Source organism: Chryseobacterium sp. 27AL (genome assembly GCF_057815395.1).
Genome location: NZ_JBYRIW010000001.1, coordinates 864,846 through 890,440, shown reverse-complemented (window position 1 = coordinate 890,440; position 25,595 = coordinate 864,846). Strand labels below are relative to the sequence as shown.

The window sequence follows — 25,595 nt, the reverse complement described above, 5'->3', positions numbered from 1 at the left end:
CTTTTAAATCATAATAAAAATTAATCAACTGTTTAATAATTTTTAATTCTAATGCTTAATAATTTGATATTTAATAATAATATTTAAATATTTTTAAGTTTTATGTAAAATAATTATCTGATTGTTAGTTAGTTATAATTTATTTTAAAAAATTTAAAACTAAAATAAAACCGCCCTCGTAAATGGATTTAAAGACAATTTACATTCAAATACATAATTAAAGTTAAAAATCAAAAAAATGAACACAAGATCAAAAATCACAGTTTTTAGTATGGTGGCTTTATCATTTGCTTTCAGTGGTAAGATGTCTGCCCAAATGATGAAAGAGAAAGCAGTAATGGTAGGCGGAGCTCCTATGTATCCTTCAAAGAATATCATTGAGAATGCCGTGAATTCCAAAGATCATAAAACATTGGTTGCAGCAGTAAAAGCCGCAGGTTTGGTGGAAACACTGCAGGGAGCTGGCCCATTTACAGTACTGGCTCCTACAGATGCTGCCTTCGCTAAACTTCCGAAAGGTACAGTGGAAAATCTTGTAAAGCCGGAAAATAAGGCAATGCTTACAAAAATTCTTACGTATCATGTTTTACCAGGCAAATACAGCGCAAAACAAATCTGGGCAGCTGTGAAAGCAGGAAACGGCAAAAGCATGATGAAAACGGTAGAAGGTGAAGAGCTTACTTTCTGGACAAAAGGCAAAGATCTTTATGTAAGAGATTCTAAAGGTAATGATGCAAAAGTGACAATAGCTAATGTTAATCAATCGAATGGAGTGATTCATGTTATAGATACGGTTTTGATGCCGTAGTGTGTTTAGTGGTAAAACAGCATAAATATTATGCTGTTTTTTTTTCTATTCTGTTACAAAAAATAACACTTAAACAAATAATATTATGAAAAAAACTATCAGTGTTTCTAATCAGGGAGCCACGCTGGATACCAGCAGAAGAAACTTTTTAAAGCTTAGTGGTGTTGGCCTTGCTATGGCAGGACTTACGTTGATCGGCTGTGACGACAATGAATTCGATTTTATGGAAACGAATGTTTTTGACCTTGGAAAAGGCGATGTGGGGGTATTAAATTATGCTTATGCTCTTGAACAGCTGGAAGCAGATTTCTATACCAAAGTTGTTAATAATTTCTACTCCGGGATCTCAACGGTAGAGAAAGATATTTTTACGGATCTCTATCATCATGAGGTAATCCACCGAGATTTCTTTAAAGCAGCTATTAGCGGTGCAACTTCTAATGTGCTGCCAAAGCTTGAATTTCAGTATCCGAATGTAAATTTTAATGACAGGAATTCTGTTCTGGCAACGGCAAAAGCGCTTGAAGATACAGGAGTCGCTGCATATAACGGCGCAGGAAAATACATTACCAATGCGGATTATCTGGTAATTGCAGGAAAAATTGTTTCTGTGGAAGCAAGACATGCTTCGGCGATCAGAAATCTTATCAATCCCGGAACGGCGGCGTTTTCAGGTGATGATGTCATCGACAGTAACGGATTGGATCTTGCGAAAGACCCTAAAGATATTGTCATGGCAGCAGGAGGATTTATAAAAACCCCTTTCACATGGAAAGAACAAGGAATCGGATAATTTACTCACTTCAAAAATTTACATTATGAACATTCTTAAATTACTGGATAAGCTTTCTGACGATAAATTTTTCACCTCAGAAGCTTCAAGATTAGATACTCTTACCCATATTTCCTCTTTTGGAAAAAAAGCGGCTGTTGCTTCTTTGCCACTTGGATTGGGCGCACTGATGAGTACTCCTGCAAAAGCAGCTCCTTTAAATGAAAGCAATACCTTTAAAAATGCTTTAACGGATGCACTCCAACTGGCCTTGGTTCTGGAATATCTTGAAAACGAATATTATGCAATCGGGCTTTCTACAGCAGGGTTGATTCCCAATGCGGACAAAACGGTTTTCATGCAAATCTCAAAACATGAGTCAGCGCATGTTACATTTCTGAAAAATACTTTAACTTCACTGGGTGTTACTCCGGGAGCGAAACCTACTTTTGATTTTACGGCCGGAGGAAATTTTACGCCTTTTACCGATTACAATCAGTTTCTTGTTCTTGCTCAGGCATTTGAAGACACCGGAGTTCGTGCTTACAAAGGCCAGGCAGGCAATGTAATGTCTAACAAAACGGTTTTGCAGGCGGCATTACAGATTCATTCTGTGGAAGCAAGACATGCATCACAGGTGAGAAGAATGAGAGCGAACAAAGGCTGGATAGAACTTTCAGACGGAGGTAATATGCCTTCTGCGACTGATCCTGTGTATGCGGGAGAAGGAAATACCAATCAGGCAGGATTTAATACGGCGAATGCTTTTGGGGCAGCGGCAGGTTCAGCAGCGTATGACGAAATATTAACGGGAAGTGAAGCGCAGACAATTGCATCTTTGTTTATTGTTTAAGCAGATTTCTTAATGTTAGGTGTGGTCCCTTTCCGTGTTGGAAGGGGATTTTTCATTTTTTAATCATTAAAAACTCCTCTTGTGACGAGGAGTTTGCCTTTAAAACTTGAAAATTTGGAGTGTCGTGTTTATCAAAGCTAATAAGTTTTGCATAGCTTTTTTATGACTATACTCATAAACTGTTTCTTATGTGAAATATTGAATTATAATACATAATCGTTTATTATTTAATTCGTACCTTTATTGTATGAAAACAATAGATTATCCTCAGGTTATTAAAGAAAAATTACCAAGCCGGGAAGGAATAAAAAAAACAGTAAAAGTGTTTACTGTAGGTGTTTTAGCATTGCTTGCACTTGGTTTTTGTACCACATCACAAAGATTAAATGCGGGATAAATCGTAGATATTATAATTTTATAAATAAGTTTGAATTTCAGTTTTGACATATATAATTTTTTATTATATTTGTGAATCGAAATAATTTTTTTTCATCATTTGTGTTTTTTTAGGCTCCATTAGGGGCCTTTTTCGTTTTATTTTAGGTAATGCGCTTTTTGTTACTTGCAGGAACCCATTCATCTTTTTTGCATTTTTGACAATTTCCGGCTTCTCCAGTGTGCTTTTCTTCTGTATGTCCGCAAAATGTACACGAATAATATCCTTGTTCCTTAATAGATTTTAGTGGATTAGATAATGAATCCGGCATAATGGGAAGTCCATATTTTATTTTTTCATCTTCAAAATAAAAAACGCTTATTTCACCTGAAATTTCTTCAATGGCCTGTTCAATCTGACCGAGCTGTGAAATACCCTTGAGTCTTAATTCCGCAAAAAATTCATCGCTTCCCAGGTTTTCTTTTTTAAAATTTTCGATTGAAAATTCGCCATTTTCAATCAGGCATATTGATCTTCCTTCGACCAATGTTTCAAATTTCTTGCTTTTTCCGATAAAATAGGTGATGATGGAATACATTAAAATAATCAGAACAAATACAAGAATTGATGAAACAATTCCGACTTCCTTATAAAACATTGGATCTCCTGCTGCAGAACCAAGACCGATGATCACAACGAGTTCAAAAAGAGAAAGCTGTTTAACTCCCCTTTTTCCTAAAAGTCTAAGGCCAATAATGATGGTGACAAACATAATGATGGTACGAAGCGCAATCTCCAGGAGAAAAGACCATTCTTCCTCCCCCAGCAAAAGTTCTTTCCAGTCAAATTTTAAAAGAAATATGGATAGCATATTGTTGTTATTTTGCTTGAAAATTCAAATAATAAGCCAAGAGTAATTTAGTTTTTTTTGATATTTAATTATTGTTTAAAAATGATCTAAAACTTCTATGATATGATGATAAATATGATCAAGCTGTTCTGCAGTAACACAGTAAGGAGGAACCAGATACATTGTATTTCCCAGTGGGCGCAGGATAATTCCTCTTTTTAAAAATTCTTTGTATAATTTTTTTCCGGTTGTGTTAAAATAAGATGTTTGGTGATTGTTTATCACTTCCCACGCTATGATTGTTCCTGTTTGCCGTACATGATCAACTTTTGAATGCTGCCGCAGAACTTCTGAAAATGCAGTGTGCTTTTTAACAATGAGATCGATATTACGAAGCGTCTCATCGTTCAGTAATAACTCCATACTTGCTAATGCAGCCGTACATGCCAGCGGATTGGCGGTAAAAGAATGCCCGTGAAATAGCGTTTTATATTGATCGTCGGACAAAAACGCTTCAAAAATTTCCTGAGAGCAGCTGGTGATGCCCATTGGCATTGTACCGCCTGTAAGTCCTTTAGAAAAACACATAATATCAGGTTGTTCTGAAAGGTGATCAGCGGCAAAAAGTTTTCCCGTCCTTCCAAAACCTGTAAAAACTTCATCCTGAATCATCAGAATTTTTTGATCTCTGCAGAATTTCATTAATTCCGACAGATCTTCTGCTTTATGCATCAGCATTCCTGCAGCTCCCTGGATAAGGGGTTCGTAAATAAAACATGCAATCTCATCTGAAATACTTTTGATGAAAGTCTTAAGATGGTCCAGGTTTTTCGCAGTCGGAACATCAATAAAGATAACTTCAAAAAGCATTTCCCCGAAAGGATTTGTCCATGCACTTCTTCCGCTTACGGACATCGCCCCGAAAGTGTCGCCGTGATATGCATTTTTAAAAGCAAGAATTTTTGTTTTTTTATGATCCTGATTATATGCGTATTGAATGCACATTTTTAAAGCAACTTCTACCGCGGTGGAACCATTGTCGGAGTAAAAAATTTTCTTCTGATTTTCGGGTAGGATTTTTAAAAGATTTTCGGAAAGTTGTATTGCCGGCTCATGGGTAAATCCTGCAAAAATAACCTGTTCCAAAGTATGCAGCTGTTCAGAAACTCTTTTTGCAATATAAGGATGGGCATGGCCATGAAGAGTAACCCACCATGAAGAAACCGCATCTATATATTGTTTACCCTCGTCATCAAAAAGATAAATACCCTCTCCCCTTATTATCGGAATAATATCATCAGCCGTTTTCATTTGAGTGTAAGGATGCCAGTTTACAGCTCTGTCACGTTCACATAAATTCATAAATAATTTTTAAAATTAATCATTAACTATTCACTTTTAGCATATCGTTTTTTCTTTCACCATTGGTTTAAGACCCAGTGTTTTCAGCATTTGTAAATCTTCTGAAACTCTCGAATTTGGGGTAACGAGTAAAGTTTCTCTTTCTCCTGTAAAAATGGAATTCGCTCCAGCCATAAAACACCAGCCCTGCTCAAATTCTGTCATTTCGATCCTCCCTGCGCTTAGACGAATCATTGATGAAGGCATGATAATCCTTGCTGTGGCGATCATTCTTACCATTTCCCAGGTGTCTGTTTTCTCATTGTTTTCAAGTGGCGTACCTTTCACTCGTGCTAAAGCGTTAATAGGAACCGACTCCGGATGTTTAGGCATCGTTGCCAGCGTTAAAAGCATTGAAATCCTGTCGCCATGCGTTTCCCCCAACCCGATAATTCCTCCGGAACAAACGGTAATACCCGCTTTTCTTACATTGTTGATGGTGTTAATTCTATGGTCAAACGTTCTGGTAGAAATAATTTCGTCATAATATTGCTCAGAAGTATCCAGATTGTGATTATAGGCATATAATCCGGCTTCCTGAAGGCGAATAGCTTGTTCCTCTGTAAGCATTCCCAAAGTACAGCAAACCTCCATTCCCAGATCATTGACGCCTTTTACCATATCAATTACACGGTCGAAATCCCGATTATTACGAACTTCTCTCCATGCTGCAGCCATACAAAAACGGGATGAACCTCCTTCTTTTGCTTTTCTGGCGTGTTCGATAACCGTTTCTGTCGGCAGCAATGCCTGAACTTTGATGTTGGTGTGATATCTCGCTGCCTGTCCGCAATACGAGCAGTCTTCGGGACATCCGCCAGTCTTTATTGACAATAAAGTAGACATCTGTACTTCTTCCGGATTATGCCACTCACGGTGTACGGTTGCTGCCTTGTATATAAGTTTTAACAACGGAAGATGATAAATTTGTTCAATTTCTTCTTTTGTCCAGTTATTTCTTAGTGTTGATGTATCTTTCATAATTTTTCTAATTGTTTTGTTGCAACTCCAATTTGTTCTTTTGCTATTTCGTTTAAATGATGAATTTTTATAATTTTTGTTTTTTGATGAATATTTTTAATAATAATCTTTTCCGTGTAAGCTGGAAAATTTCCATTAAGAATCAAATATTTTAGTTTAATTTTTCTTTGATGTAAAGCCATGATGGACAATAAAGTATGATTAATGCAACCTAAATAATTTTTAACGACAAGCACAACCGGGATATTAAGATTTTGAATAAGATCAATAATAAAATCACTGTCATTCAGGGGAACCATAAGACCTCCTGCTCCTTCGATAATCAGGTTGTTTTTGGTTTCCGGGATTTTAAATCGATTTAAATTAATTTCAATTCCTTCTTCCTTTGCCGATTGATGAGGTGACGCGGCTAAATGAAATCTATACGTTTCAGGATGGCAGATTGTATCTTCGCCGGTCCATTTTTTTATTTTCATACTGTCGGAAAAATCCAGATCACCTGATTGTACGGGTTTCCAGTAATCTGCGTTGAAATATTTTGTCAGTATGGCAGAACATACGGTTTTTCCTACTTCAGTGCCAATGCCTGTCACGAAAAGCAATTGTTGTCTGGAGTTTTGTATTTCTGATTTTTTCTCTTGTAAAATCATGTTCTTAAGTAAAATCTTTAATTATTTTGGTTAAGCCCATTATTTCTTCCTCTTTGTTAAAGCTATGAAGGCAAATTCTTAGTCTTTCTGTGCCTTCTTTTACTGTTGGACTGAAAATAGCATAGGTTAAAAATCCATTTTCAGACAGAGTATTTTTTAATGTTCTTAATTGTTCATTATCAGGAATTATTATCGCTTGTATCGGACTGTTTTCATGAGACGGAGTTTTTATATTATGATTGTGAAAAATTTTAATGTTTTCATAAAGTTGAATTGATAATTTTCTGTTTTCATTAAAAAAATGATAACCTTTAGAAATGCTCATCCATAGAAAATCATTTGATGAGGTTGTGTAAATAAAAGGTGAAGCAAAATTGATGAGGTAAGATTTTATCAAAGAATTGGTCAGGATAGCAGCTCCGCCTGTTCCGAAGGCCTTTCTATAGGTGATAACGGTTGCAAGAACTGTTTTCTGAAGTTGAAGTTGATCGACAATACCATATCCGAAAACCCCGAAAGCATGGGCTTCATCCACAATCAATCCTGCATTGTATTTCTCTGCGAGCTTTGCAATTTCAGGTAACGGTGCAATATCTCCATCCATTGAATACAGGCTTTCAACGACAACATAGACCTGACCTTCTTGTCTTTTTAGAATATCTTCCAGATGATCACAATCATTATGTTTGAATTTTAACTTTTTGCAGTTAGACATTCTACACGCATCATGCACCGATCTATGGATTTTTTCGTCAATAATGATCGTATCATGCCGCCCCGGAATTGCAGATAATAAAGCAAGATTGGCGCTGTAACCCGAAGGAAAAAGAAGAGCAGATTCATATTGATGTTCCTTTGCAATAAAATCTTCTGTCTCTGTTACTACTATTGAATTTCCGCTGATCAGCCGCGAACCGGTACTTCCCATGAGTAATTCAGGATTTTCCTGAACTGTTTTCAGTAATAAACCCTGAAAGTCATTGTTTCGTGCAAATCCCAGGTAATCATTGGAATAAAAATCAACTCCATCTTTCCTGACCTGTAAAGTTCTTAAAATGCCGTTTTGCTTCCTCTTTTCTAAAGCTTTTTCAAATTGTAGAAAATCTTTAAGCATAATTTTCCTGAAAAACTTCTTGTGAAATAGAATTAATCCATTGCTCATACAGATCCTTCTCTATTTTTAAAATTTGTTCTGCGTGAATTTTCCAATCCGGTGAGAATTTGTCCAATTGAGCAATCATTTCTTCCAGATGACCTTCTTCCTCCAGGATAATTGATTTCACCATGACTTTTGAAGAATATTTTGTAAGAATCTGCTGATAGATGGGATATAATTCATCTGCACGAACCTCAATCGCATAGGTTACAAAAAGATAAGCAGCATATTTTAATTCTTCTTTATTTAAATGAAAATTTTGTTGTAAATATTTACAAGTTTTAATATCAAGATGGTGAAGATATCTTTTGGTAGAAGTAGATCCAAGCAATTCGCTATTATTGTAATTTTCACAAATTGATGAAGTAATCTTAAGAATTTGCTTTTTAAGGTAGTACGCATGTCTGTGTTCTTCTGCAGCATGTTTTAGCTGAATAATATTTACTTCTGATGGATGCTCACAGGCCGAAATTTTCCTTGCTCCGGCATTTTCCATATACGATAATGTATTCAGCCATTTTGCATGAGTCTCATTATGCTGAACGATTCTTTCTAAAAGATAATCAATTGTCATTTTATTTTGTTTTCCTCAAAAGTAGTATATTGCCGGATGGTTATATGGTGCCAGTTTTAAGATAATGAATAGTCCGGCTGAAATTCCCTATCAAAGTTTTATAACAATAGACAGATCTTCGGAAATTTCTGTGTATATGCAGATTTCAAATCAGTTGATCAATGCCATCCAGCGCGGATTTCTTCCCTTCGGAACAAAACTTCCGGGAACAAGAACATTAAGTGTGATTCTGGCTGTTCATCGTAAAACAATTGTCGCTGTTTATGATGAATTATTGGCTCAGGGATGGATTGAAAGCTTTCCTAACAAAGGAACATTCATAATCGGAAAGGATCAGAATAAGGATGTAGCAGTTAAAAGTTTCAAGAAAACTCATCTCGAAAATTATCCCAAAACAACCGGATTTTCCTTTAAAACTTCCAATATTTTAGACAATCCTTTCGAATATTCTGAATGCGAATATATTTTTAATGATGGAATTCCTGATGTCCGGCTGACCCAAGTAGATCAATATTCACGGAATTACAGTTCTATTTTAAAGCGAAAAGCCTACAAAATCGGTCAGTATAATCAGGATGGAAGTGAATTTTTTAAACAAAATCTATCTCAATACTTAAATTTATCAAGAGGATTGCCGATTTCAAAAAATAATCTTCTCATTACAAGAAGCACGGAGATGAGCATGTACATTGTTTCAGAAATTCTTTTATCTGTAGGTGATACTGTACTCGTTGGCGAATTAAGTTATTTTTCTGTCAATATGATTTTTCAGCGGACCGGCGTGAAGATTTCTTCTGTATCAATTGATGAAGACGGAATTAATGTTGAAGAAGTTCGCAGGATCTGTGAAAAACAGAAAATCAGGATGTTATATCTCACACCACATCACCACTATCCTACTACGGTTACGCTAAGTGCTGCCAGAAGGCTTGAACTTTTAAATCTTGCACATGAATATGGCTTTATCATCTTGGAAGACGATTACGATTATGATTTCCATTATGATAAAAGCCCGATTCTTCCTCTGGCAAGTGCAGATACAGAAGGAATGGTAATTTATATCGGATCGTTTGGAAAATCACTGGCACCTGGCTTTCGTACAGGCTTTATCGTAGCGCCGGAAAATATAATGGCCGAAATGAGAAAATATCTTGGAATCATTGACAGGCAGGGAGATATTCTCATGGAACATGTTCTTGGCGAAATGATTGCTGAAGGGGAAATCAACCGTTATCTGAAAAAGTCTCTTAAAATTTATAAGGAACGCCGAGATTATTTCACTTTTTTATTGAAAGAATATTTTGGTGAATCTATTGATTTTAAGGTTCCTTCCGGTGGATTAGCTGTCTGGACAGAATGGAAAGTTCCTGTGAATCTCATGAAACTTTCAAAACAGTGTGTGAAAGACAATCTTTTCATCCCGAAAACCTTACTCTATCAAAACCGTAATCTTACTGCGATGCGGTTAGGATTTGGAAATTTTAATGATCATGAAATGAAAACAGCGGTTGAAATTCTTTCACATAATATTAAAACCATGCTGGAATGAGATAAAAACCAGCATACTTTATTTTGGTTGGATTTTTGAATATAAAATTTCAAATCTCTACACCATTGAAATTAATCACATTCACAAATAAAGGTATTTATTGCCCGCAGGGAAAATTTTATATTGATCCCTGGCGACCTGTAGATCTTGCGGTTATCACCCATGGACATGCCGATCATGCCCGATGGGGAATGAAAAAATACCTTTGTCATCATTTTACCAAACCGATTTTGTACAAAAGGATCAGTGAAGACATCGAATGTCAGAGTGTTGGATATGGTGAAGTCATTAATATCAATGGAGTGAAAGTATCGCTTCATCCTGCTGGTCATATTATCGGCTCGGCGCAAATTCGGCTTGAATACAAAGGTTATGTAAGCGTTGTTTCCGGTGACTATAAAGTTCAGGACGATGGACTGAGTACTCCCTTCGAATTGGTAAGATGTAATGAATTTGTTACGGAAAGCACTTTTGGGCTTCCTATCTATAATTGGCTGGAAGTGGAGGATCTCAATAAAAAACTTCAAAGCTGGGTATTGCGGAATAAGGAAAATCAGAAAACATCGGTGTTTATCGGATATTCGCTGGGAAAAGCGCAGCGGATCATGAAAGCAGTTGAAGGATTGGGAAAAATTTATGTTCACTACTCTATTGGTAAGTTGAATGAAGCTTTTGAAACCGTTGGAATTGATCTTCCAGATTATGAAATTCCTGATTTCAGGGAAAGTGTAAAGCATGTTCAGGATGAAATCATAATTGTACCTCCAGCCCTTTTGGACAGTAATGTCATTAAAAAAATTCCGAATGCTGCAACGGCTATCTGTTCCGGATGGATGCAAGTGCGCGGCGCAAGAAGATGGAGAAGCGCTGACGCAGGATTTGCCATGAGTGATCATGCCGACTGGAAAGGTCTGTTGCAGGCCATAAAAGCTACCGAAGCTGAACTGGTTCATGTAACCCACGGACAAACCGAAGTTTTTTCTAAATATTTGAATGAACGTGGAATACAATCTGATGTTGTAGAAACACTTTATGGCGATGATGATGAAGAGGAAACAGAAAAAGAAATTATAAAAGACGAAAAGCAGTCATAACGACTTTATTTTAAGGCCCCTTGCAGCCCGGCTTGAACGGAGCTCTCCCGAAATGTAATGCCAAAGCTAGGCTCGGGAAGCGGGAGTGGAAGACGGAAAAAGCTGCCCACGAAAAAAATAGACGCAGAAAATTTATGAAACATTTTGCTGAACTTATCAACGCTCTGGAAAGCACCAATAAAACCAATGCTAAAATCGATGCAATCATCGATTATCTTGAACATGCGCCTGATGAAGATAAAGTCTGGTTCATTGCCCTTTTTACGGGGAAAAGACCAAAGCGGAATGTCAATACCAATTACATGAAAGAATGGGCGCTTGAAATTACAAAGCTTCCTTTCTGGCTGTTTCAGGAGAGTTATTCTTCGGTAGGAGATCTTGGAGAAACAATTTCGCTGATTCTTCCGCCGCCCACAGAAAAAATAGAACGTTCATTGTCTGAATGGATGAATGAAATTATCGGACTGAAAAATAAAACAGATGTCGAAAAAAAGGAATTCGTACTCCGCTCATGGAATGGGCTGGATTATACGGAAAGATTGATTTTCAATAAATTACTGGGTGGAAGTTTCAGGATTGGAGTATCTGATAAGACGTTGATTAATGCGCTGACTAAATTTACCGAACAGGAATCGAGTACATTAATGCACAGCCTGATGGGAAAATGGCAACCTGAAGAAGCCTCCTTTCATGAGCTGATTTCTGCTGAAAACATCAATCCTGACAACTCAAAACCTTATCCTTTTTGTCTTGCTTATCCTCTTGAAAAAGATTTGGATGAATTGGGCCAGCCTGATGAATGGCTCATTGAATATAAATGGGACGGAATCCGTGGACAGATCATCCGTAGGAATGATGAAGTCTTTATTTGGTCAAGAGGTGAAGAGCTTGTGACCGAACAGTTTCCTGAGATTAAAGAAGTTGTTCAAAATATGAAAGGTGATTTTGTTATCGATGGAGAAATACTTGCAGTAAAGGATGGTAAGGTTTTAAACTTTAACGAACTACAGAAAAGACTGAATAGGAAAACTTTAACGAAAAAAATGCTTTCTGAAATTCCGATTCAGGTCTTTGCCTATGATTTGCTGGAACTTGAAAACAATGATCTTCGAGAAAAACCAATCGCTTCACGAAGAGCAATGCTTGAAGAATTATTGTTAAATGAAAATCCTGAAAATATAAAAATCTCTCAAGTCATATCGTTTGATCATTGGAATGAATTAGACCAAATCAGGGAAAATTCAAGAGACATCAACAGTGAAGGTCTGATGCTGAAACAGAGAAATTCGCCCTACCATTCCGGAAGAAAAAAAGGTGATTGGTGGAAGTGGAAAATTAACCCACTGACGATTGATGCAGTACTGATCTATGCACAAAAAGGTAGTGGAAGACGTAGTGCCTATTACACCGATTACACATTTGCCGTAAAAAATGAAGACAAACTGGTGACGATTGCCAAGGCTTATTCGGGGCTAACTGATAAGGAAATTATGGAAGTGAGTAAATTCGTAAATAAAAATGCGATTGAAAAATTTGGTCCGGTTCGTACCGTGAAAGCTGAACTTGTTTTCGAGATTGCCTTTGAGGGAATAGGATTCAGTAACCGGCATAAAAGTGGCGTAGCACTTCGTTTCCCGAGAATTTTAAGATGGCGGAAAGATAAAACCGTTGATGAGATTGATGATCTTGAGGAGATTAAGAAATTGATACAGTAAAGTTAATACAATTAATCTTTTATTCTGTTTTTTAAATCCATTTCAGCACCAAGAATTCTTTCGATTTCAATTGCTGTAGCATCATTTATTATTCTATAAAAAATAATATGCTTATTTGCTGGAAATCCATAAATATCGACACTAATTTCTGTATAATTTTTACCGATGTATGGATTTTCAGAAAGTAATTGAAAGAAATTGATTAATTCTTCATAATATTTATCCGCTTGATTTTCAGACCAGAATTCGTAAGTGTATTCATATATTTTTGAAATATCTTCAACTGCTTTGTTGGTCAAGAAATACTTAGCCATTTTTTTTCAAATTGGATTTTAATAATTCCAGATGTTTCTTCGGATCGAAATCATATGCAATTCCGCTATTGATACCCTCTTGAATTGCATTTTTAACGAGCTGGATCTTATTTTCTTCCTCTTCCAAAAGTCTTAAACCAGCTCTTATGACTTCACTTGCATTTTTGAATCTTCCTTCAGAAACTTTAGAATCAACAAAATCCTCAAAATAATCTCCAAGAGATACTGATGTATTCCTACCCATATTATGTTGTTTATGTTTAAGATAAAATTACCAAATTTTGGTAATTTGCGCAAACTTTTGTTTGAAATATTTTTTGGTTAAAAAATTGATAATATTATAACTGAAGTAAAATCTTTAGCATTTTCTATAAAACTCAAAATTAATTTGACTACATTCGAAAATACCAATGGCTACCAAATCATCCAAAACTGGATGAGTAATAAAGGCATTTCCCCTTTTAAATTTCAGGTAGAAACCTGGCGTAAATTCGGTAATGGTTATAGTGGAATGGTTGTAGCGCCAACAGGCTTTGGTAAGACCTATTCTGTTTTTTTAGCCTTGATTTCAGATTTTCTAAATCGCCCTGAAAAATATAAAAAAGGCCTGAAAATGATCTGGATTACCCCACTCCGTTCTCTTTCAAAAGATATTGCCAAAGCGATGCAGGAAGCGATTGATGAAATCGGACTGGACTGGGCAGTCGGCGTGCGTAACGGTGATACGGACCCGAAAGTAAGACAGCAACAGGTCAAAAATATGCCTGAAATTCTGGTTGCTACTCCTGAAAGTCTTCATCTGCTTCTCGGACAGAAAAATCATCAGCGTTTTTTTCAGAATCTTCAGACGATTGTTATTGATGAATGGCACGAATTACTAGGGTCAAAACGTGGTGTGATGGTTGAGCTTGGTATCTGTCGGCTCAGAAATTATGTACCTAAGATGAAAATCTGGGGAATCACTGCAACGATTGGTAATCTGGAAGAAGCCATGGAAGTTCTCATTCCCTACGATATTAAAAAAACAAAAATTACCGCTAAAGAAAAGAAGAAGATCGATATTTTGTCTGTCTTTCCGGATGAAGTTGAAATTTTACCCTGGGCCGGACATCTGGGACATAAACTGGCAGATAAGGTAGTTCCCATTATCCTTAATTCCAGGTCTACGATTGTTTTTACTAATACCAGAAGCCAAAGTGAAATGTGGTACCAGCTTTTATTGGACGCTTATCCGGATTTTGCGGGGCAGATTGCGATTCATCACAGTTCGATAGATGCCCATTTGAGGATCTGGATTGAAGAAAATCTCAGCAATGGAAAATTGAAAGCGGTAGTATCTACCTCATCTTTAGATTTAGGAATTGATTTTAAGCCTGTTGATACGGTAATTCAGATTGGTTCTGCAAAAGGGGTTGCTAGATTTTTACAAAGGGCAGGAAGAAGTGGACACTCTCCTTTTGAAACTTCTAAAATTTATTGTGTTCCCACGCATTCATTGGAACTGATTGAAGTTTCTGCATTAAAGGAAGCCGTTAAGAATAATGTCATTGAGCCCCGAGATCCACAGGTATTGTGCTTTGATGTTCTTGTGCAGTTTCTCATGACTTTAGCCATTGGAGACGGATTTTATCCGGATGAGATCTATCCGAGAATTAAGGAAACATTTGCTTTTCAGGAAATGACCGAAGAAGAATGGAAAAACATTCTCGATTTCTTAACGATTGGTGGGAAAGCTTTAAAAAGTTATGAAGAGTTTCATAAAATTGTCATTGACGAGACTGGTTTGTATAAAGTAACATCCCGCAGAATTTCCATGCTGCACCGGATGAATATGGGGGTGATCGTAAGTGATGCCATGCTGAAAGTTAAATTTATATCAGGCGGATATATCGGAATGGTGGAAGAATATTTTATTTCAAGGCTAAAGAAAGAAGATAAATTTATCCTCGCAGGACGTGTTCTGGAAGTCGTCATGATTAAGGATATGACGGTTTTCGTCAGAGCCTCAAAAGGAAAAGCTTTTGCACCGAGTTATCTGGGGGGAAGATTGCCGCTGAGTTCAAATCTCGGACAGTTTTTAAGAGAAAAATTATCAGGAGCACTCAATCCTAAATCGTCTGAAAAAGAGCTGAAATTTCTTCATCCACTGTTGACCAATCAGGAAGAGCGATCTCATATCCCGGAAGAAAATGAATTTTTGGTGGAATTAATTAAAAACCGTGAAGGTTATCATCTTTTCATGTATCCTTTTGAAGGTCGACTGGTACATGAAGTAATGGCTGCGTTGATCGCTTACAGGATTTCTAAGCTGGCCCCAATCTCCTTTTCAATGGCGATGAATGATTATGGTTTTGAACTCTTCAGTGACAAAGAAATTCCGTTACATGAGGATAATTTAGAGCAAATTTTAACCCGAGAAAACCTGATGACGGATGTTATTTCAAGTATTAACGCGGCAGAAATGGCCAGACGTAAGTTTCGTGATATTGCCGTAATCTCAGGAATGGTGATTCAGAATTTCCCGGGACAGCAGCGTTCCAATAAATCTTTACAGAGTTCCGCAGGATTGATATTTAAAGTCTTGGAAGATTATGACCCTGAACATTTCCTTGTAAGGCAGGCTTATACGGAAGTTTTTAATATGCAGCTGCAGGAGCAGAGGCTCGTAGAAGCATTTAAAAGGATTGAAAAATCTAAAATTATCCTGAAGTTTGCCAATTCATTTACACCGCTGAGTTTTCCTATCAAAGTCGACAGTCTCCGTCAGACGCTTTCCAGTGAAGATCTGGATTCCCGTATCAAACGTTTGGTGGAACAGGCTAAAAAGCCAAGATAATCAGCTGATTCTTTTACCCAGAATTATTAATGTTCTTTCTACTCCGTCTAAAACAGCGACATTAGGGAAAGTTCCCCAATCTTCAAATCCAAAATGTCTGAAAAGCTTTAGACTTGGTTCATTGTGCAGGAAAATAAATCCTAATAATGTTTTTATGCCAAAATTCTTTGCCTGATCAATACAGTATTGCAGAACCTTTTTTCCTAAGCCTTTTCCACGGCAGCTTTCATCCATATAAATGCTTACTTCCACCGTTCCATTATATGCCGGACGTCCGTAAAATGAAGAAAAACTGACCCATCCCAAAATATTTTTCTCCTGATCTTCAATCATCCATAGCGGCCGGCTTTCCGGATTATGTTCATAGAACCACTGAATCCTGCTTTCTACAGAAACATTTTCAGTATCGGCAGTTACCATTCGTGAAGGAATGGTAGAATTATAAATAGCAACAATCTTAGGCAAATCTTCAAGAATAGCATTTCTGAACGTCAGTTCTTCCATAAAGTGACAGCATTTTTTTGCAAATATACAGGAAGATTTTTCTTTACCTTAATAAAACTATTTAACAGAACTGTTTTCATGAAAGCTTGAACATACCTGTTACTATGTTAGACTGCACATTAACAGTCTAAATTTTAAACATAAAAAAAGCAGCAAAAATTGCTGCCTGTATTTTATTTATTACCAGTCACTGGCTCTTTTTCTTTTTTCGATCATGTAATCGACTGAAATTTTTCCGGGACCAAAAGCCATGAGAAGCAGATATACTGAAAGATAAATCAGACTCATCTCCCGTTTGTCAAAAGGATCAGCTCCATGAACAAAAAATCCTGCGATGATCATTGTGAAAATTAAGAAACCCAACGCAACTCTGGTGAAAAGTCCTAATATCAGAAGAATTGAACATACGAATTCTGCAAAAACAGTCAGTATCAGAGATATTTTTGGCCCTATTCCTAAAAAATCATAGAATTCGATATTGCCCCCATCCAAAAGCATCTGAAGTTTCGGAAATCCATGCGACAGCATCGCAAAGCCAATAAATACTCTTACTATTAATAAAATAATATCTTTAAAAACTGAATTAGAATTTGTACGGTTCAAATAGTTCATTAAGTTAAAATTTAATTAAATATAATGAAAATCTTTTAATACAACGGCTTTTCAGCGGTTTTTAGTCTATCGGTATCCGAAATTCTTCAGGTCTCTGTCGTTTTTTCTCCAGTCTTTTTTCACTTTTACAAAAAGATTCAGGTGAATTTTTTTATTGAAAAACTTTTCCAGATCCAGCCTTGATTCGGTTCCTACTTTTTTGATTGCTTCCCCTTTATGACCTATAAGAATGCCTTTCTGCGTATCTCTTTCAACATAGATAATAGAGTCAATAAAGATAATTCCTTCTTTTTCCTTGAACTGCTCCGTTACCACTTCTACAGAATATGGAATTTCCTTATCATAATTCAGTAAGATTTTCTCACGGATCGCTTCATTCACAAAAAACCTTTCCGGTTTATCGGTATATTGATCCTTGTCGTAGTATGGAGGGTTTTCAGGAAGCAATGATTTTATTTTAGGTAAAATAATGTCCGTATTGAAAGCATTTAATGCAGAGATAGGAAGAATTTCTGCTTTTGGAATTCTCTCATGCCATGTCTCTACCAGTTTTTCAAGACCTTCCTGATTGGTCTGGTCTACTTTATTCAATAATAATAAAACCGGTACAGGGATTTTATTCAGTTTATCAATTAAAAATTCTGAAGGTTCAGCCTTGTCGGTTACATCTACAATAAAAAGAAAAACATCGGCATCCTGAAGAGAATCTTTTACAAAATCCATCATTTTTTCCTGTAAGCCGTACTTAGGATCCAAAACTCCCGGCGTATCTGAAAATACGATCTGCAAATCTTCTTCATTATAAATTCCAAAAATCCGGTGGCGTGTAGTCTGTGCTTTCTGGGTAACAATGGCCAGCTTCTCTCCCATCAACTGATTGAGTAAGGTTGATTTTCCGGCATTCGGTTTCCCAACGATATTTACAAATCCTGCTTTGTGCATAAAAATTATATTGAGATGCAAAGTTAATAAAACAAATCTGGTCTTTCGGTCTATTGTTGAGATTTAAAATGAAAAGGTCCGCAAGTTTTGGATTTAAATAAGTTTTCGTCTTTAGAATTGCTATATGCTACAATCCTTCAATAATCCTCTTGCTGTTAATTTCATCAATAATAAATTTCGCATCACTTTCGGTAATGTATTGATTCTCATAAAGCCAGTGAATTCTTGAAATCTGTACTTGCGATGGAATTAAATTATCCACTTTATAATAAGTTTTTAGATAATATTCTTTCCTACTTTCTTTAATTTTTGAAATAAAGGAATCAACCTCATTCATTTGTTTTTTACCGTAAGAAAATATAAGAGGTTTTGCAGCAGCAAGACTTTTAGAGTTTTCTCTTCTAAATTCGTTATTACACAAACCAGTTATAACCAAGGAAGGAGCTATAGCAATAAAGAAAACGATCATTCCAGCTGAATTAGAGAGTTGATAGCTTTCGTTAATGACAATAGTAAGCAATATTGAGTTTAAGATGACAGAAATAACAATACCTATAAGTACAGGATCTTTTGATTTTCTAAATACCGTTTCATCATTTTGGATATCACTAAAATGAACTTTATATTCATTCAGCTCTTTTGCAAATAATGTTTTTACAAAAACCCCGTCTTCCTGGATTTCAAAATATTTTTTATTTCTGCCGTCTTTTTGTTCTAATCTATTCATAGAAATTACTCCAATTCCCTCTTCAAAAACTTCCCTGTCAAGCTTTTCTTCGAATTCACTATTTCTTCAGGTGTCCCCTGTGCAACGATCCGTCCACCATGTTTTCCACCTTCCGGACCAACATCGATGATATGGTCAGCCATTTTGATAACATCCATATTATGTTCAATAATGATGAAAGAATTTCCTAATTCCACCAATTTATTAATGGCATCCATGAGGATTTTAACGTCTTCAAAATGAAGCCCGGTTGTCGGCTCGTCAAGAATATACAGTGTATTTCCGGTTTGTCTTTTGGCAAGTTCGGTAGCCAGCTTGATACGCTGAGCTTCCCCTCCTGAAAGTGTAGTCGACTGTTGCCCCATAGTGATATATCCCAAACCAACATCCTGTAGCGTTTTCACTCTTGAATAAATCTTCGGAATCGGCTGGAAAAATTCTACAGCCTCATCGATCGTCATATCCAGAACATCGGAAATCGATTTTCCTTTGTAGCGGACTTCCAGCGTTTCTCTGTTGAAACGTTTCCCGTTGCAGGTTTCACAGTGAACATAAACGTCCGGCAGGAAATTCATTTCAATTACCTTCAAACCGCCTCCCTGACAGGTTTCACATCTTCCGCCTTTTACGTTGAACGAAAATCTTCCCGGTTTGTACCCACGGATTTTACTTTCCGGCAATTCTGCGAATAGATTTCGAATATCCGTAAACATTCCGGTGTAGGTTGCAGGATTTGATCTTGGTGTCCTTCCGATCGGAGTCTGGTCTACATCGACAATTTTATCGATATTTTCAAGTCCTTCGATCTTTTTGTAAGGTAAAGGTTCCTGAACAGCTCTGTAAAAATGTTTATTAAGAATCGGATATAATGTTCCGTTGATCAGAGAAGATTTTCCGCTCCCTGAAATTCCCGTAACCACCACCAGTTTACCCAAAGGAACATTAAGCGTTACATTTTTAAGGTTGTTTCCGGTAGCACCTTTCAGAATGATATGTTTTCCGTTTCCTTCCCGTCTCTCGGCAGGAATTTCAATCTTTCTTTTCCCGTTGATATATTGAGCGGTAATGGTATCTGCTTTTAAAAGATCTTTAGGTTTTCCCTGCCAAAGGATTTCTCCCCCGAATTTTCCTGCTCTCGGACCGATATCCAAAACCTCATCGGCTTCAAGGATCATGTCTTTATCATGCTCTACCACCAAAACAGAATTTCCGATGTCACGAAGATTTTTCAGTGAATTGATAAGCCTTTCATTGTCTCTCTGGTGTAGTCCGATACTTGGTTCATCAAGGATATAGAGTACATTTACCAGCTGGGAACCAATCTGTGTAGCCAGACGAATCCTTTGGGATTCACCTCCTGAAAGCGTTTTTGAACTTCGGCTCAGGCTTAAATAATCCAACCCGACATCAAGCAAAAACTGTAGTCTTGTTTCAATTTCTTTTAAAATTTCGTGAGCAATGATTGCCTTCTTTTCTGAAAATTTATCTTTAACATCGGCAAGCCAGTCTTTTAAATCAACCAAGCTTAATGCATTTACTTCAGCAATATTTTTACCGTCAATTTCAAAGCTTAAACTTGAAGGCTGCAGACGGGTTCCTTTACATAGCGGACAGATCTCTTCTGTGGTAAAGTGTCTTTCCAGCATGATGGCTTCATAAGATTCCCGCTCGTTTATGATTTCATTCATCAGGGGAACCATACCGTCGAAACTGATCTTAACTTTCTTGCTGATTCCTGCATACTTAAGGTCTTTATTAAATTCTCTGTGACACCCTTCATAGATATATTCCAATGCTTCTTCAGGGATATCTTTTATAGGCGTAGCCAATCCCAATCCGAATATTTCAAGAATGTTTTTGATTTGAGACAACATCCATTTGTTGGATTTAATATCTTCCAGCGGTAGCAACCCTCCCTGATTGATCGAAAGTTTTGGATTTTCAACAAAATAATCAGTATTGATCTTGTTAATGGTTCCTAATCCTTTACAGTTCGGGCAGCTTCCTTTCGGAGAATTAAATGAGAATGTATTCGGTTCAGGTAAAGCCAGTGAATGACCCGTTTCCGCATCCATCAGGTTTTTGGAAAAATATTCAATATCGGTACTTCCCAGCTTTTGAATTCCGATTAGTCCTTCTCCCATTTCCATTGCGGTACGGAGTGATTTTTCCATTCTGGTCTCAGAAGCACTTTCGCCGATGATCCACCGGTCGATAACAATATCGATATCGTGGGTTTTATAACGATCAAGTTTTAGATCATATTCGATATCCTGAAGTTCGCCGTCGATTCTTGCCTGTCCGTATCCTTTTTTGGCCATCTGAACAAAAAGTTCATGATAATGACCTTTCCTGGATCGTACGACGGGTGCCATCAGCATGATCTTTTCGCCTTTATAATTTTCTTTAATGGTTTCAAGAATCTGTTCTTCGGTATAGCTTACCAGCTTTTTTCCGGAGACTTGTGAATAGGCATCTGATACTCTTGCAAACAAAAGTCGAAGGAAATCGTACAGTTCAGTAACAGTTCCTACGGTTGACCGGGGATTTTTATTGGTTGTTTTCTGCTCAATGGCAATTACGGGAGACAATCCTTCAATCTTATCTACATCAGGACGTTCCAGGCCGCCTAAAAACTGTCTGGCATACGCCGAAAATGTTTCGATATAACGTCGCTGGCCTTCTGCAAAAATAGTATCAAAAGCAAGTGATGATTTACCGCTTCCCGAAAGGCCCGTAATTACGACCAATTCATTGCGCGGAATTTTAACAGTGATGTTTTTCAGATTGTGTTCACGTGCGCCGTAAACTTCTATATATTCTGTTGATTTACTCATAATTTGGTATGATTTTACATGAAAATCACGATGTGCAAAATTACGGAATTTTTATGAAATTTTCGGTGTTAAAAAATGTTAGATTATTTATCATATATTCATTTGCTTTAAGGCCTAAATGGTTTATAGTAAATAAAATACCGGTGAAAGTTTCACCGGTACTTATCTTTTTTCAGATAATCTGATCTACTGTACAAAAGAATTATAAGAATTCAGTACAGAATCGTAAGATGAACTGATTTCTTGGATATTGCTGTCCGGAATCTTGTTGGAAGTTTTTGAGTCCCGTATCAGTTTTCTGTATTTGTCAAGAAATTCTGTAGCCCTTTTGTTGAAGTTTTCAAACAGGGTTTTCTTATAAGCATATTGCTGTCCTTTTACGTCGAATTCTTTTTTAGCGTTTACATCAACTGCTTTTTCCAGTTCGTTGTATTTTTTCTGTGCTTCTGCTTCATTGAAACCTTGGGTATATTGTTTGTCGAGAATATCCATTACAGCATCAAGGTCATTCATCACTGATTTGGATGAAATGATATAATCTCTCATCGGATGATCTTTTAGAATCACTTCTTCAGCGGCTTCGGTAGCAGGTTTTATTTTCGTCACAATATTTTCGCCTGCCGTAAAAAATGCTTTTGCTTCCGCATCAATCTCTTTCTGTAAAGCCAGGGCTTTTGCTCCCTGGTCGTCTTTGTAATCTTCGGAGGTGATGTAAGATTTCAGTTCCTCGTATTTTTTATCGATGCTTTCCCTTCTTCTCTTATAGGTTACGAGTTCTGTTTCAATAATTTTTTGTTCGCTGTCAAAACCGGAAGGAACGCCTTTGATTTTACTTAAAGAATAATCCATTGTATTAATTACCATAGGCATACTGTAGACCGTTTCGCCTTTTGACTTTTTTACCGCCGCCTCAGCATACTGAATGATATTCTCTACATGTCTCGAAGAGCTTTTGTAAGATTCCAGGAAGTTGTTATTAAAATCAATTATAGCCTGAGACTGATCTTCCCCAGCCTGCGCCACTGCATTTTCTATCTTATCAAGACCTTTTTTGCAGCTTACTACCGTTACACTTACCGATAAAGCAAGTGCAATCATCATCATTTTTTTCATATTATATTAAGTTGATATTTATGTATTTTTAAATTTAACCTCAAAGAGATAAAAGACTATTTAAAGTTAAATCTTTACACCTTTGTGGTTAAATAAAAAGATTATTGCTTATCAGGAAAAATCGGTGTCTTCATTTGTTACTTTTACCAGATATTCGATGCCGTCGATGGCTTTTAAAATAATCTGATTCCGTAGAATATTTGCCATATTCTCCCAGTAGAGCCTTCCGTAGAAAGAATAATTATTAGGAATAATTTCGACCTCAACTGTTCTGATAAAACCTTCTTTCGGTTTATTACTGATCATGGTTCCGCGCTTTACCCGGACTTCCTTCAGTTCGTCTTTTAACACCATTCTGCAATAATTTTTAACATCTTCCAGAGAAATAATTTTATCTCTCGTTGTTAAAGCATATTTATAAGCCTGAATGCTGTCGGTTCCTTTCTGCTCTTCTGCTCCGCCAATGGTTTCAGAAAGAAGCACCAGGACCTGTGATTTCAATTGATTGGATAGTTCTGTTCCGGGGCGCATATGGTTGGCCAGTGTGCAGTGGGTCACCCAGAAAGAAGCATAGGTATGATCTGTCTTTTCAACAGGTTCCATAATAACATAATTAAGTTCCTGTTTGATGGTTCTCCTTGCATTATTTACTTTTTGAACCATCGATTTCATTTTGTCGGCCATCTCGCTCAGCAGCCCTTTTACATTGTCTCTGTTAAGAAGTGAAAAAGCAGCAATTTCATCCCGTGTAAGCTCAAGTACATTGGCGATCATGTCTACAGCGTTTCTGTTCGTGAAGCGTTCCATGCCTCCTTTTCTGACAGTATATAATCCTTTCTTAAGATCATCATTCGGGGTAAAAGGGATCTCTGTATATTTTCTTCCGTCACCGTCCTGAACTTCATCCACATACAAAAAATGTTCACCTTCATCCGTGACAAGCGGAATATTATTGCCCATGATATCGAGGCTGTATTCTGTTTTTTTCCAGCCGCGGTTGTAGATAGGAAAAGCATTTAAAACAAAAGAGAAATTATCCAGTATTTCAGCAGAAAACTGCGGAGGAAATTCAAAAGTGAGCCACAGATAGCGTTTGCCGTCTATGTGTTTCGTGATCTCTTCTTTATAATCTACAAAGCTCAGGTTTTCCGGCAGTACACCCGGCTCTGAGAATAATGAACTTGAAATTCCGCTTACTTCAATGAATTTGTGACTGTAAATGCTTTTTACATCCTCAATGATTTTATTCTGAATAGACTGCTCATAAAATATCTGCTCGTATCCTTCTGCTTCCGTATTCTTGTAATAAGTTAACCCTTCCTTTATAAACAGAGGATTTCCATTGCTGGTCACGGTGATGTAGGGTAATAATTTATAGGTAAAATCTAAATGCTCAAACGCGGGATTTGAACAGTAAATGCTTAAATATTTGGGAAAATTTTCCTGTGAATATTTGCTGACATCAATACCGATCGTTACTTTCCGGTAATCTTCCGGTCTTCCCTGAAATCTTGCGATGGGAATTTTATTCAGCCGTTCGTCAATGCTGTAGCAGGTATTCCCGACAAACATGACAGACGTCTGCACTTTATTGATTCTTACATTTCCGACCGGCGTAAAAGGAATATTGATCTGCTTATCCGATTCAGATTTTATGGTAGAAGTCATGTGTTTTCTGAAGAAAAACTCAGTATGCTCCAGAAGAATTTCCGAAGATTCATAAGGTTGCGTGAAAGCAATGGCATGTGCCGGCACCGGATGGGTATAAATGGAAGGCGTTAACAGTTTCGCAAGCTTTTCCAGGATTCTGGCGTTTACGGTCTGTATTTCGTTATTGGCTTTAAAAACTTCCGTACTGAAAGCATCAATCAGCAGTTTTACAAACGGATCCAGTGACTGTGGACTTTTCAGTCCCCATACTTTGGTGGCATTCTGAAGCATCCTTGCTTTTACAGATTCTTTAGAGTAAATATTTTGGTCTAAATTCATAGATTCTGGTTATAGTATAAGGAAATTAATCAATCGACATCGGGCTCAGAAACAACTCGGTGGAAAAGCTGAAACGTTCTCCCGTAGCCTCCATCTTGGCATTGATGGCGATCTTTACTTTCTTTTTAATTTCGGTATGTTCTTTTGTATCGTAAGTATGCTCCACAATCTGAATATGGGCATCGATCTGAGGATTGATAATCCTTGGTTCGTACTCCTGGATCTGTCTTTTGAGGCTTTTAATGAATACCGTTTCCCAGACAGCGCTGGTTACGCCATTATCGAATTCAAGATTCCATACATCGTTTCCGTAATTTTCGTCATATCTGTTTTCCCCTTTTTTGGTAGTGATCAGCAACATGATGTTATGGGCAATACTTTCTCCCATATCGCATGTGTCGATGCTTCCTCCCTCCGTCATCAGTGCCGACGGAATAAAAGGCATTCTGTAATTTGGTGTGTCCATAATTCTGCTTCTTTTATTACTTCATAATAGTCAATTGCTAGAACAGAATACCAAATTAATGATTTTTCACGAAATATGGTACGGTCATATTATAAAGTTGGTGAATATTTTTAAGAATTTTATCTGCCTGTGAATAAATCCTCACCGTGTTGTTTTTGGAAGGTGTTTAATTTTTTTCGGAAAAAATTAGCATATTTTATGTCTAAAAATTGAACAAGTAATTTTTATGCTCCGGAGGAGCAATATCTGTGTAGTAGTAGAAAGAACAATGAAATATCGCAAGCACGCCGTAGGTGTGCTATGATAAGATAGAACCCCTACGGAGTTCTGATACAAGATGCTAATATTAAATCCTACACAGATATTGCTCCCAAGGAGCAAATCCTACGCTGTGCTATAAAATCATTATTTAATCAGATAAATTCGTGGCGATTACAAAATTTCGCCCGGGTAAGCTGATTAAGCAAGCTATGAAG

At 36.9% G+C, this 25,595-nt stretch carries 24 protein-coding genes; 8 read left to right on the top strand and 16 right to left on the bottom strand.

What is annotated here, in order from left to right:
• The first annotated feature begins 238 nt into the window (after positions 1 to 238).
• From AC3WV0_RS03850 to AC3WV0_RS03835, 4 genes are all read left to right on the top strand, one after another.
• Positions 239 to 808 (top strand): fasciclin domain-containing protein, encoded by a 570-nt coding sequence (locus tag AC3WV0_RS03850; RefSeq protein WP_488844145.1) that lies wholly within the window; start codon positions 239 to 241, stop codon positions 806 to 808.
• An 85-nt stretch (positions 809 to 893) separates the two neighbouring features.
• A complete protein-coding gene (locus AC3WV0_RS03845) occupies positions 894 to 1,601 on the top strand; it encodes a ferritin-like domain-containing protein (RefSeq protein ID WP_488844143.1) in 708 nt (235 codons plus the stop codon).
• Between the two features lie 25 nt (positions 1,602 to 1,626).
• Positions 1,627 to 2,433, top strand: coding sequence for a ferritin-like domain-containing protein (locus tag AC3WV0_RS03840; protein WP_488844142.1), 807 nt, complete (start codon positions 1,627 to 1,629; stop codon positions 2,431 to 2,433).
• 247 nt (positions 2,434 to 2,680) lie between these two features.
• Positions 2,681 to 2,830, top strand: a complete 150-nt coding sequence (locus AC3WV0_RS03835) for a hypothetical protein (protein ID WP_488844140.1) — start codon at positions 2,681 to 2,683, stop codon at positions 2,828 to 2,830.
• A gap of 142 nt (positions 2,831 to 2,972) precedes the next feature.
• On the opposite strand, the gene AC3WV0_RS03830 is transcribed toward AC3WV0_RS03835, so the two are convergent.
• The 6 genes from AC3WV0_RS03830 to AC3WV0_RS03805 all read right to left on the bottom strand — a co-directional run bounded on the left by AC3WV0_RS03830 (position 2,973) and on the right by AC3WV0_RS03805 (position 8,415).
• The gene (locus tag AC3WV0_RS03830) at positions 2,973 to 3,680 is read right to left on the bottom strand and encodes a DUF421 domain-containing protein (protein ID WP_488844138.1); all 708 of its coding nucleotides are present in this window, start codon (positions 3,678 to 3,680) and stop codon (positions 2,973 to 2,975) included.
• Positions 3,681 to 3,755: 75 nt separating this feature from the next.
• On the bottom strand, positions 3,756 to 5,021 hold the full coding sequence (gene bioA, locus AC3WV0_RS03825) for an adenosylmethionine--8-amino-7-oxononanoate transaminase (RefSeq protein ID WP_488844136.1): 1,266 nt from the start codon (positions 5,019 to 5,021) through the stop codon (positions 3,756 to 3,758).
• Between the two features lie 36 nt (positions 5,022 to 5,057).
• Positions 5,058 to 6,041: a biotin synthase BioB gene (bioB, locus tag AC3WV0_RS03820; RefSeq protein ID WP_488844134.1), complete on the bottom strand. Its 984-nt coding sequence runs from the start codon at positions 6,039 to 6,041 to the stop codon at positions 5,058 to 5,060.
• The gene (gene bioD, locus AC3WV0_RS03815; RefSeq protein ID WP_488844132.1) at positions 6,038 to 6,691 is read right to left on the bottom strand and encodes a dethiobiotin synthase; all 654 of its coding nucleotides are present in this window, start codon (positions 6,689 to 6,691) and stop codon (positions 6,038 to 6,040) included. Before bioD ends, bioB begins: the two co-directional genes overlap by 4 nt.
• 4 nt (positions 6,692 to 6,695) lie before the next feature.
• Positions 6,696 to 7,805 (bottom strand): aminotransferase class I/II-fold pyridoxal phosphate-dependent enzyme, encoded by a 1,110-nt coding sequence (locus tag AC3WV0_RS03810; protein WP_488844130.1) that lies wholly within the window; start codon positions 7,803 to 7,805, stop codon positions 6,696 to 6,698.
• Positions 7,798 to 8,415 (bottom strand): hypothetical protein, encoded by a 618-nt coding sequence (locus AC3WV0_RS03805; RefSeq protein ID WP_488844702.1) that lies wholly within the window; start codon positions 8,413 to 8,415, stop codon positions 7,798 to 7,800. The genes AC3WV0_RS03810 and AC3WV0_RS03805 overlap by 8 nt, the downstream gene beginning before the upstream one ends.
• Before the next feature lie 70 nt (positions 8,416 to 8,485).
• On the opposite strand from AC3WV0_RS03805, the gene AC3WV0_RS03800 reads away from it, so the two are divergent.
• The 3 genes from AC3WV0_RS03800 (at position 8,486) to AC3WV0_RS03790 (ending at position 12,779) form a co-directional block, all read left to right on the top strand.
• Positions 8,486 to 9,970 carry an aminotransferase-like domain-containing protein gene (locus tag AC3WV0_RS03800; RefSeq protein ID WP_488844128.1) on the top strand — a complete coding sequence of 495 codons (1,485 nt, stop codon included), beginning with the start codon at positions 8,486 to 8,488 and terminating at the stop codon, positions 9,968 to 9,970.
• A gap of 65 nt (positions 9,971 to 10,035) precedes the next feature.
• Entirely contained in the window at positions 10,036 to 11,064 is a 1,029-nt protein-coding gene (locus AC3WV0_RS03795; RefSeq protein WP_488844127.1) for a ligase-associated DNA damage response exonuclease, read from the top strand.
• A 134-nt stretch (positions 11,065 to 11,198) separates the two neighbouring features.
• Positions 11,199 to 12,779 (top strand): ATP-dependent DNA ligase, encoded by a 1,581-nt coding sequence (locus AC3WV0_RS03790; RefSeq protein WP_488844125.1) that lies wholly within the window; start codon positions 11,199 to 11,201, stop codon positions 12,777 to 12,779.
• Between the two features lie 11 nt (positions 12,780 to 12,790).
• Here AC3WV0_RS03790 and AC3WV0_RS03785 read toward each other — a convergent pair whose 3' ends face one another.
• Both AC3WV0_RS03785 and AC3WV0_RS03780 read right to left on the bottom strand, forming a co-directional pair.
• A complete protein-coding gene (locus AC3WV0_RS03785; RefSeq protein ID WP_488844123.1) occupies positions 12,791 to 13,093 on the bottom strand; it encodes a type II toxin-antitoxin system RelE/ParE family toxin in 303 nt (100 codons plus the stop codon).
• Positions 13,086 to 13,337, bottom strand: a complete 252-nt coding sequence (locus AC3WV0_RS03780; protein WP_488844121.1) for a type II toxin-antitoxin system ParD family antitoxin — start codon at positions 13,335 to 13,337, stop codon at positions 13,086 to 13,088. Before AC3WV0_RS03780 ends, AC3WV0_RS03785 begins: the two co-directional genes overlap by 8 nt.
• 144 nt (positions 13,338 to 13,481) lie before the next feature.
• Between AC3WV0_RS03780 and AC3WV0_RS03775 the strand changes: the two genes are divergently transcribed.
• Positions 13,482 to 15,929, top strand: coding sequence for a ligase-associated DNA damage response DEXH box helicase (locus AC3WV0_RS03775; protein WP_488844119.1), 2,448 nt, complete (start codon positions 13,482 to 13,484; stop codon positions 15,927 to 15,929).
• Here the strand turns inward: AC3WV0_RS03775 and AC3WV0_RS03770 are convergent, their stop codons facing one another.
• The 8 genes from AC3WV0_RS03770 to AC3WV0_RS03735 form a co-directional block, all read right to left on the bottom strand.
• Positions 15,930 to 16,433 (bottom strand): GNAT family N-acetyltransferase, encoded by a 504-nt coding sequence (locus AC3WV0_RS03770; protein ID WP_488844117.1) that lies wholly within the window; start codon positions 16,431 to 16,433, stop codon positions 15,930 to 15,932. It abuts the gene before it with no gap.
• 180 nt (positions 16,434 to 16,613) lie between these two features.
• Positions 16,614 to 17,045: a DoxX family protein gene (locus AC3WV0_RS03765; protein WP_488844115.1), complete on the bottom strand. Its 432-nt coding sequence runs from the start codon at positions 17,043 to 17,045 to the stop codon at positions 16,614 to 16,616.
• Between the two features lie 66 nt (positions 17,046 to 17,111).
• Entirely contained in the window at positions 17,112 to 17,987 is an 876-nt protein-coding gene (gene era, locus AC3WV0_RS03760) for a GTPase Era (protein ID WP_090000902.1), read from the bottom strand.
• 127 nt (positions 17,988 to 18,114) lie between these two features.
• Positions 18,115 to 18,714: a hypothetical protein gene (locus AC3WV0_RS03755; RefSeq protein WP_488844113.1), complete on the bottom strand. Its 600-nt coding sequence runs from the start codon at positions 18,712 to 18,714 to the stop codon at positions 18,115 to 18,117.
• 5 nt (positions 18,715 to 18,719) lie between these two features.
• On the bottom strand, positions 18,720 to 21,551 hold the full coding sequence (gene uvrA / locus AC3WV0_RS03750) for an excinuclease ABC subunit UvrA (protein ID WP_090000903.1): 2,832 nt from the start codon (positions 21,549 to 21,551) through the stop codon (positions 18,720 to 18,722).
• 186 nt (positions 21,552 to 21,737) lie between these two features.
• Complete coding sequence (locus tag AC3WV0_RS03745) at positions 21,738 to 22,664, bottom strand: DUF3829 domain-containing protein (protein ID WP_488844112.1); 927 nt, start codon at positions 22,662 to 22,664, stop codon at positions 21,738 to 21,740.
• A 111-nt stretch (positions 22,665 to 22,775) separates the two neighbouring features.
• Positions 22,776 to 24,653, bottom strand: coding sequence for a type VI secretion system baseplate subunit TssF (locus tag AC3WV0_RS03740; protein WP_488844110.1), 1,878 nt, complete (start codon positions 24,651 to 24,653; stop codon positions 22,776 to 22,778).
• 25 nt (positions 24,654 to 24,678) lie between these two features.
• Positions 24,679 to 25,119: a GPW/gp25 family protein gene (locus tag AC3WV0_RS03735; RefSeq protein WP_090000906.1), complete on the bottom strand. Its 441-nt coding sequence runs from the start codon at positions 25,117 to 25,119 to the stop codon at positions 24,679 to 24,681.
• Positions 25,120 to 25,595: the final 476 nt, after the last annotated feature.

Coding starts and splice junctions, on each gene's coding strand:
- AC3WV0_RS03770 (WP_488844117.1), bottom strand. CDS start 16,433: ATGGAAGAACTGACGTTCAGAAATGCTATTCTTGAAGATTTGCCTAAG.
- AC3WV0_RS03780 (WP_488844121.1), bottom strand. CDS start 13,337: ATGGGTAGGAATACATCAGTATCTCTTGGAGATTATTTTGAGGATTTT.
- AC3WV0_RS03765 (WP_488844115.1), bottom strand. CDS start 17,045: ATGAACTATTTGAACCGTACAAATTCTAATTCAGTTTTTAAAGATATT.
- AC3WV0_RS03845 (WP_488844143.1), top strand. CDS start 894: ATGAAAAAAACTATCAGTGTTTCTAATCAGGGAGCCACGCTGGATACC.
- AC3WV0_RS03835 (WP_488844140.1), top strand. CDS start 2,681: ATGAAAACAATAGATTATCCTCAGGTTATTAAAGAAAAATTACCAAGC.
- AC3WV0_RS03810 (WP_488844130.1), bottom strand. CDS start 7,805: ATGCTTAAAGATTTTCTACAATTTGAAAAAGCTTTAGAAAAGAGGAAG.
- AC3WV0_RS03840 (WP_488844142.1), top strand. CDS start 1,627: ATGAACATTCTTAAATTACTGGATAAGCTTTCTGACGATAAATTTTTC.
- bioA (WP_488844136.1), bottom strand. CDS start 5,021: ATGAATTTATGTGAACGTGACAGAGCTGTAAACTGGCATCCTTACACT.
- AC3WV0_RS03745 (WP_488844112.1), bottom strand. CDS start 22,664: ATGAAAAAAATGATGATGATTGCACTTGCTTTATCGGTAAGTGTAACG.
- era (WP_090000902.1), bottom strand. CDS start 17,987: ATGCACAAAGCAGGATTTGTAAATATCGTTGGGAAACCGAATGCCGGA.
- AC3WV0_RS03785 (WP_488844123.1), bottom strand. CDS start 13,093: ATGGCTAAGTATTTCTTGACCAACAAAGCAGTTGAAGATATTTCAAAA.
- AC3WV0_RS03755 (WP_488844113.1), bottom strand. CDS start 18,714: ATGAATAGATTAGAACAAAAAGACGGCAGAAATAAAAAATATTTTGAA.
- AC3WV0_RS03740 (WP_488844110.1), bottom strand. CDS start 24,653: ATGAATTTAGACCAAAATATTTACTCTAAAGAATCTGTAAAAGCAAGG.
- bioD (WP_488844132.1), bottom strand. CDS start 6,691: ATGATTTTACAAGAGAAAAAATCAGAAATACAAAACTCCAGACAACAA.
- AC3WV0_RS03735 (WP_090000906.1), bottom strand. CDS start 25,119: ATGGACACACCAAATTACAGAATGCCTTTTATTCCGTCGGCACTGATG.
- uvrA (WP_090000903.1), bottom strand. CDS start 21,551: ATGAGTAAATCAACAGAATATATAGAAGTTTACGGCGCACGTGAACAC.
- AC3WV0_RS03800 (WP_488844128.1), top strand. CDS start 8,486: ATGAATAGTCCGGCTGAAATTCCCTATCAAAGTTTTATAACAATAGAC.
- AC3WV0_RS03850 (WP_488844145.1), top strand. CDS start 239: ATGAACACAAGATCAAAAATCACAGTTTTTAGTATGGTGGCTTTATCA.
- AC3WV0_RS03830 (WP_488844138.1), bottom strand. CDS start 3,680: ATGCTATCCATATTTCTTTTAAAATTTGACTGGAAAGAACTTTTGCTG.
- bioB (WP_488844134.1), bottom strand. CDS start 6,041: ATGAAAGATACATCAACACTAAGAAATAACTGGACAAAAGAAGAAATT.
- AC3WV0_RS03790 (WP_488844125.1), top strand. CDS start 11,199: ATGAAACATTTTGCTGAACTTATCAACGCTCTGGAAAGCACCAATAAA.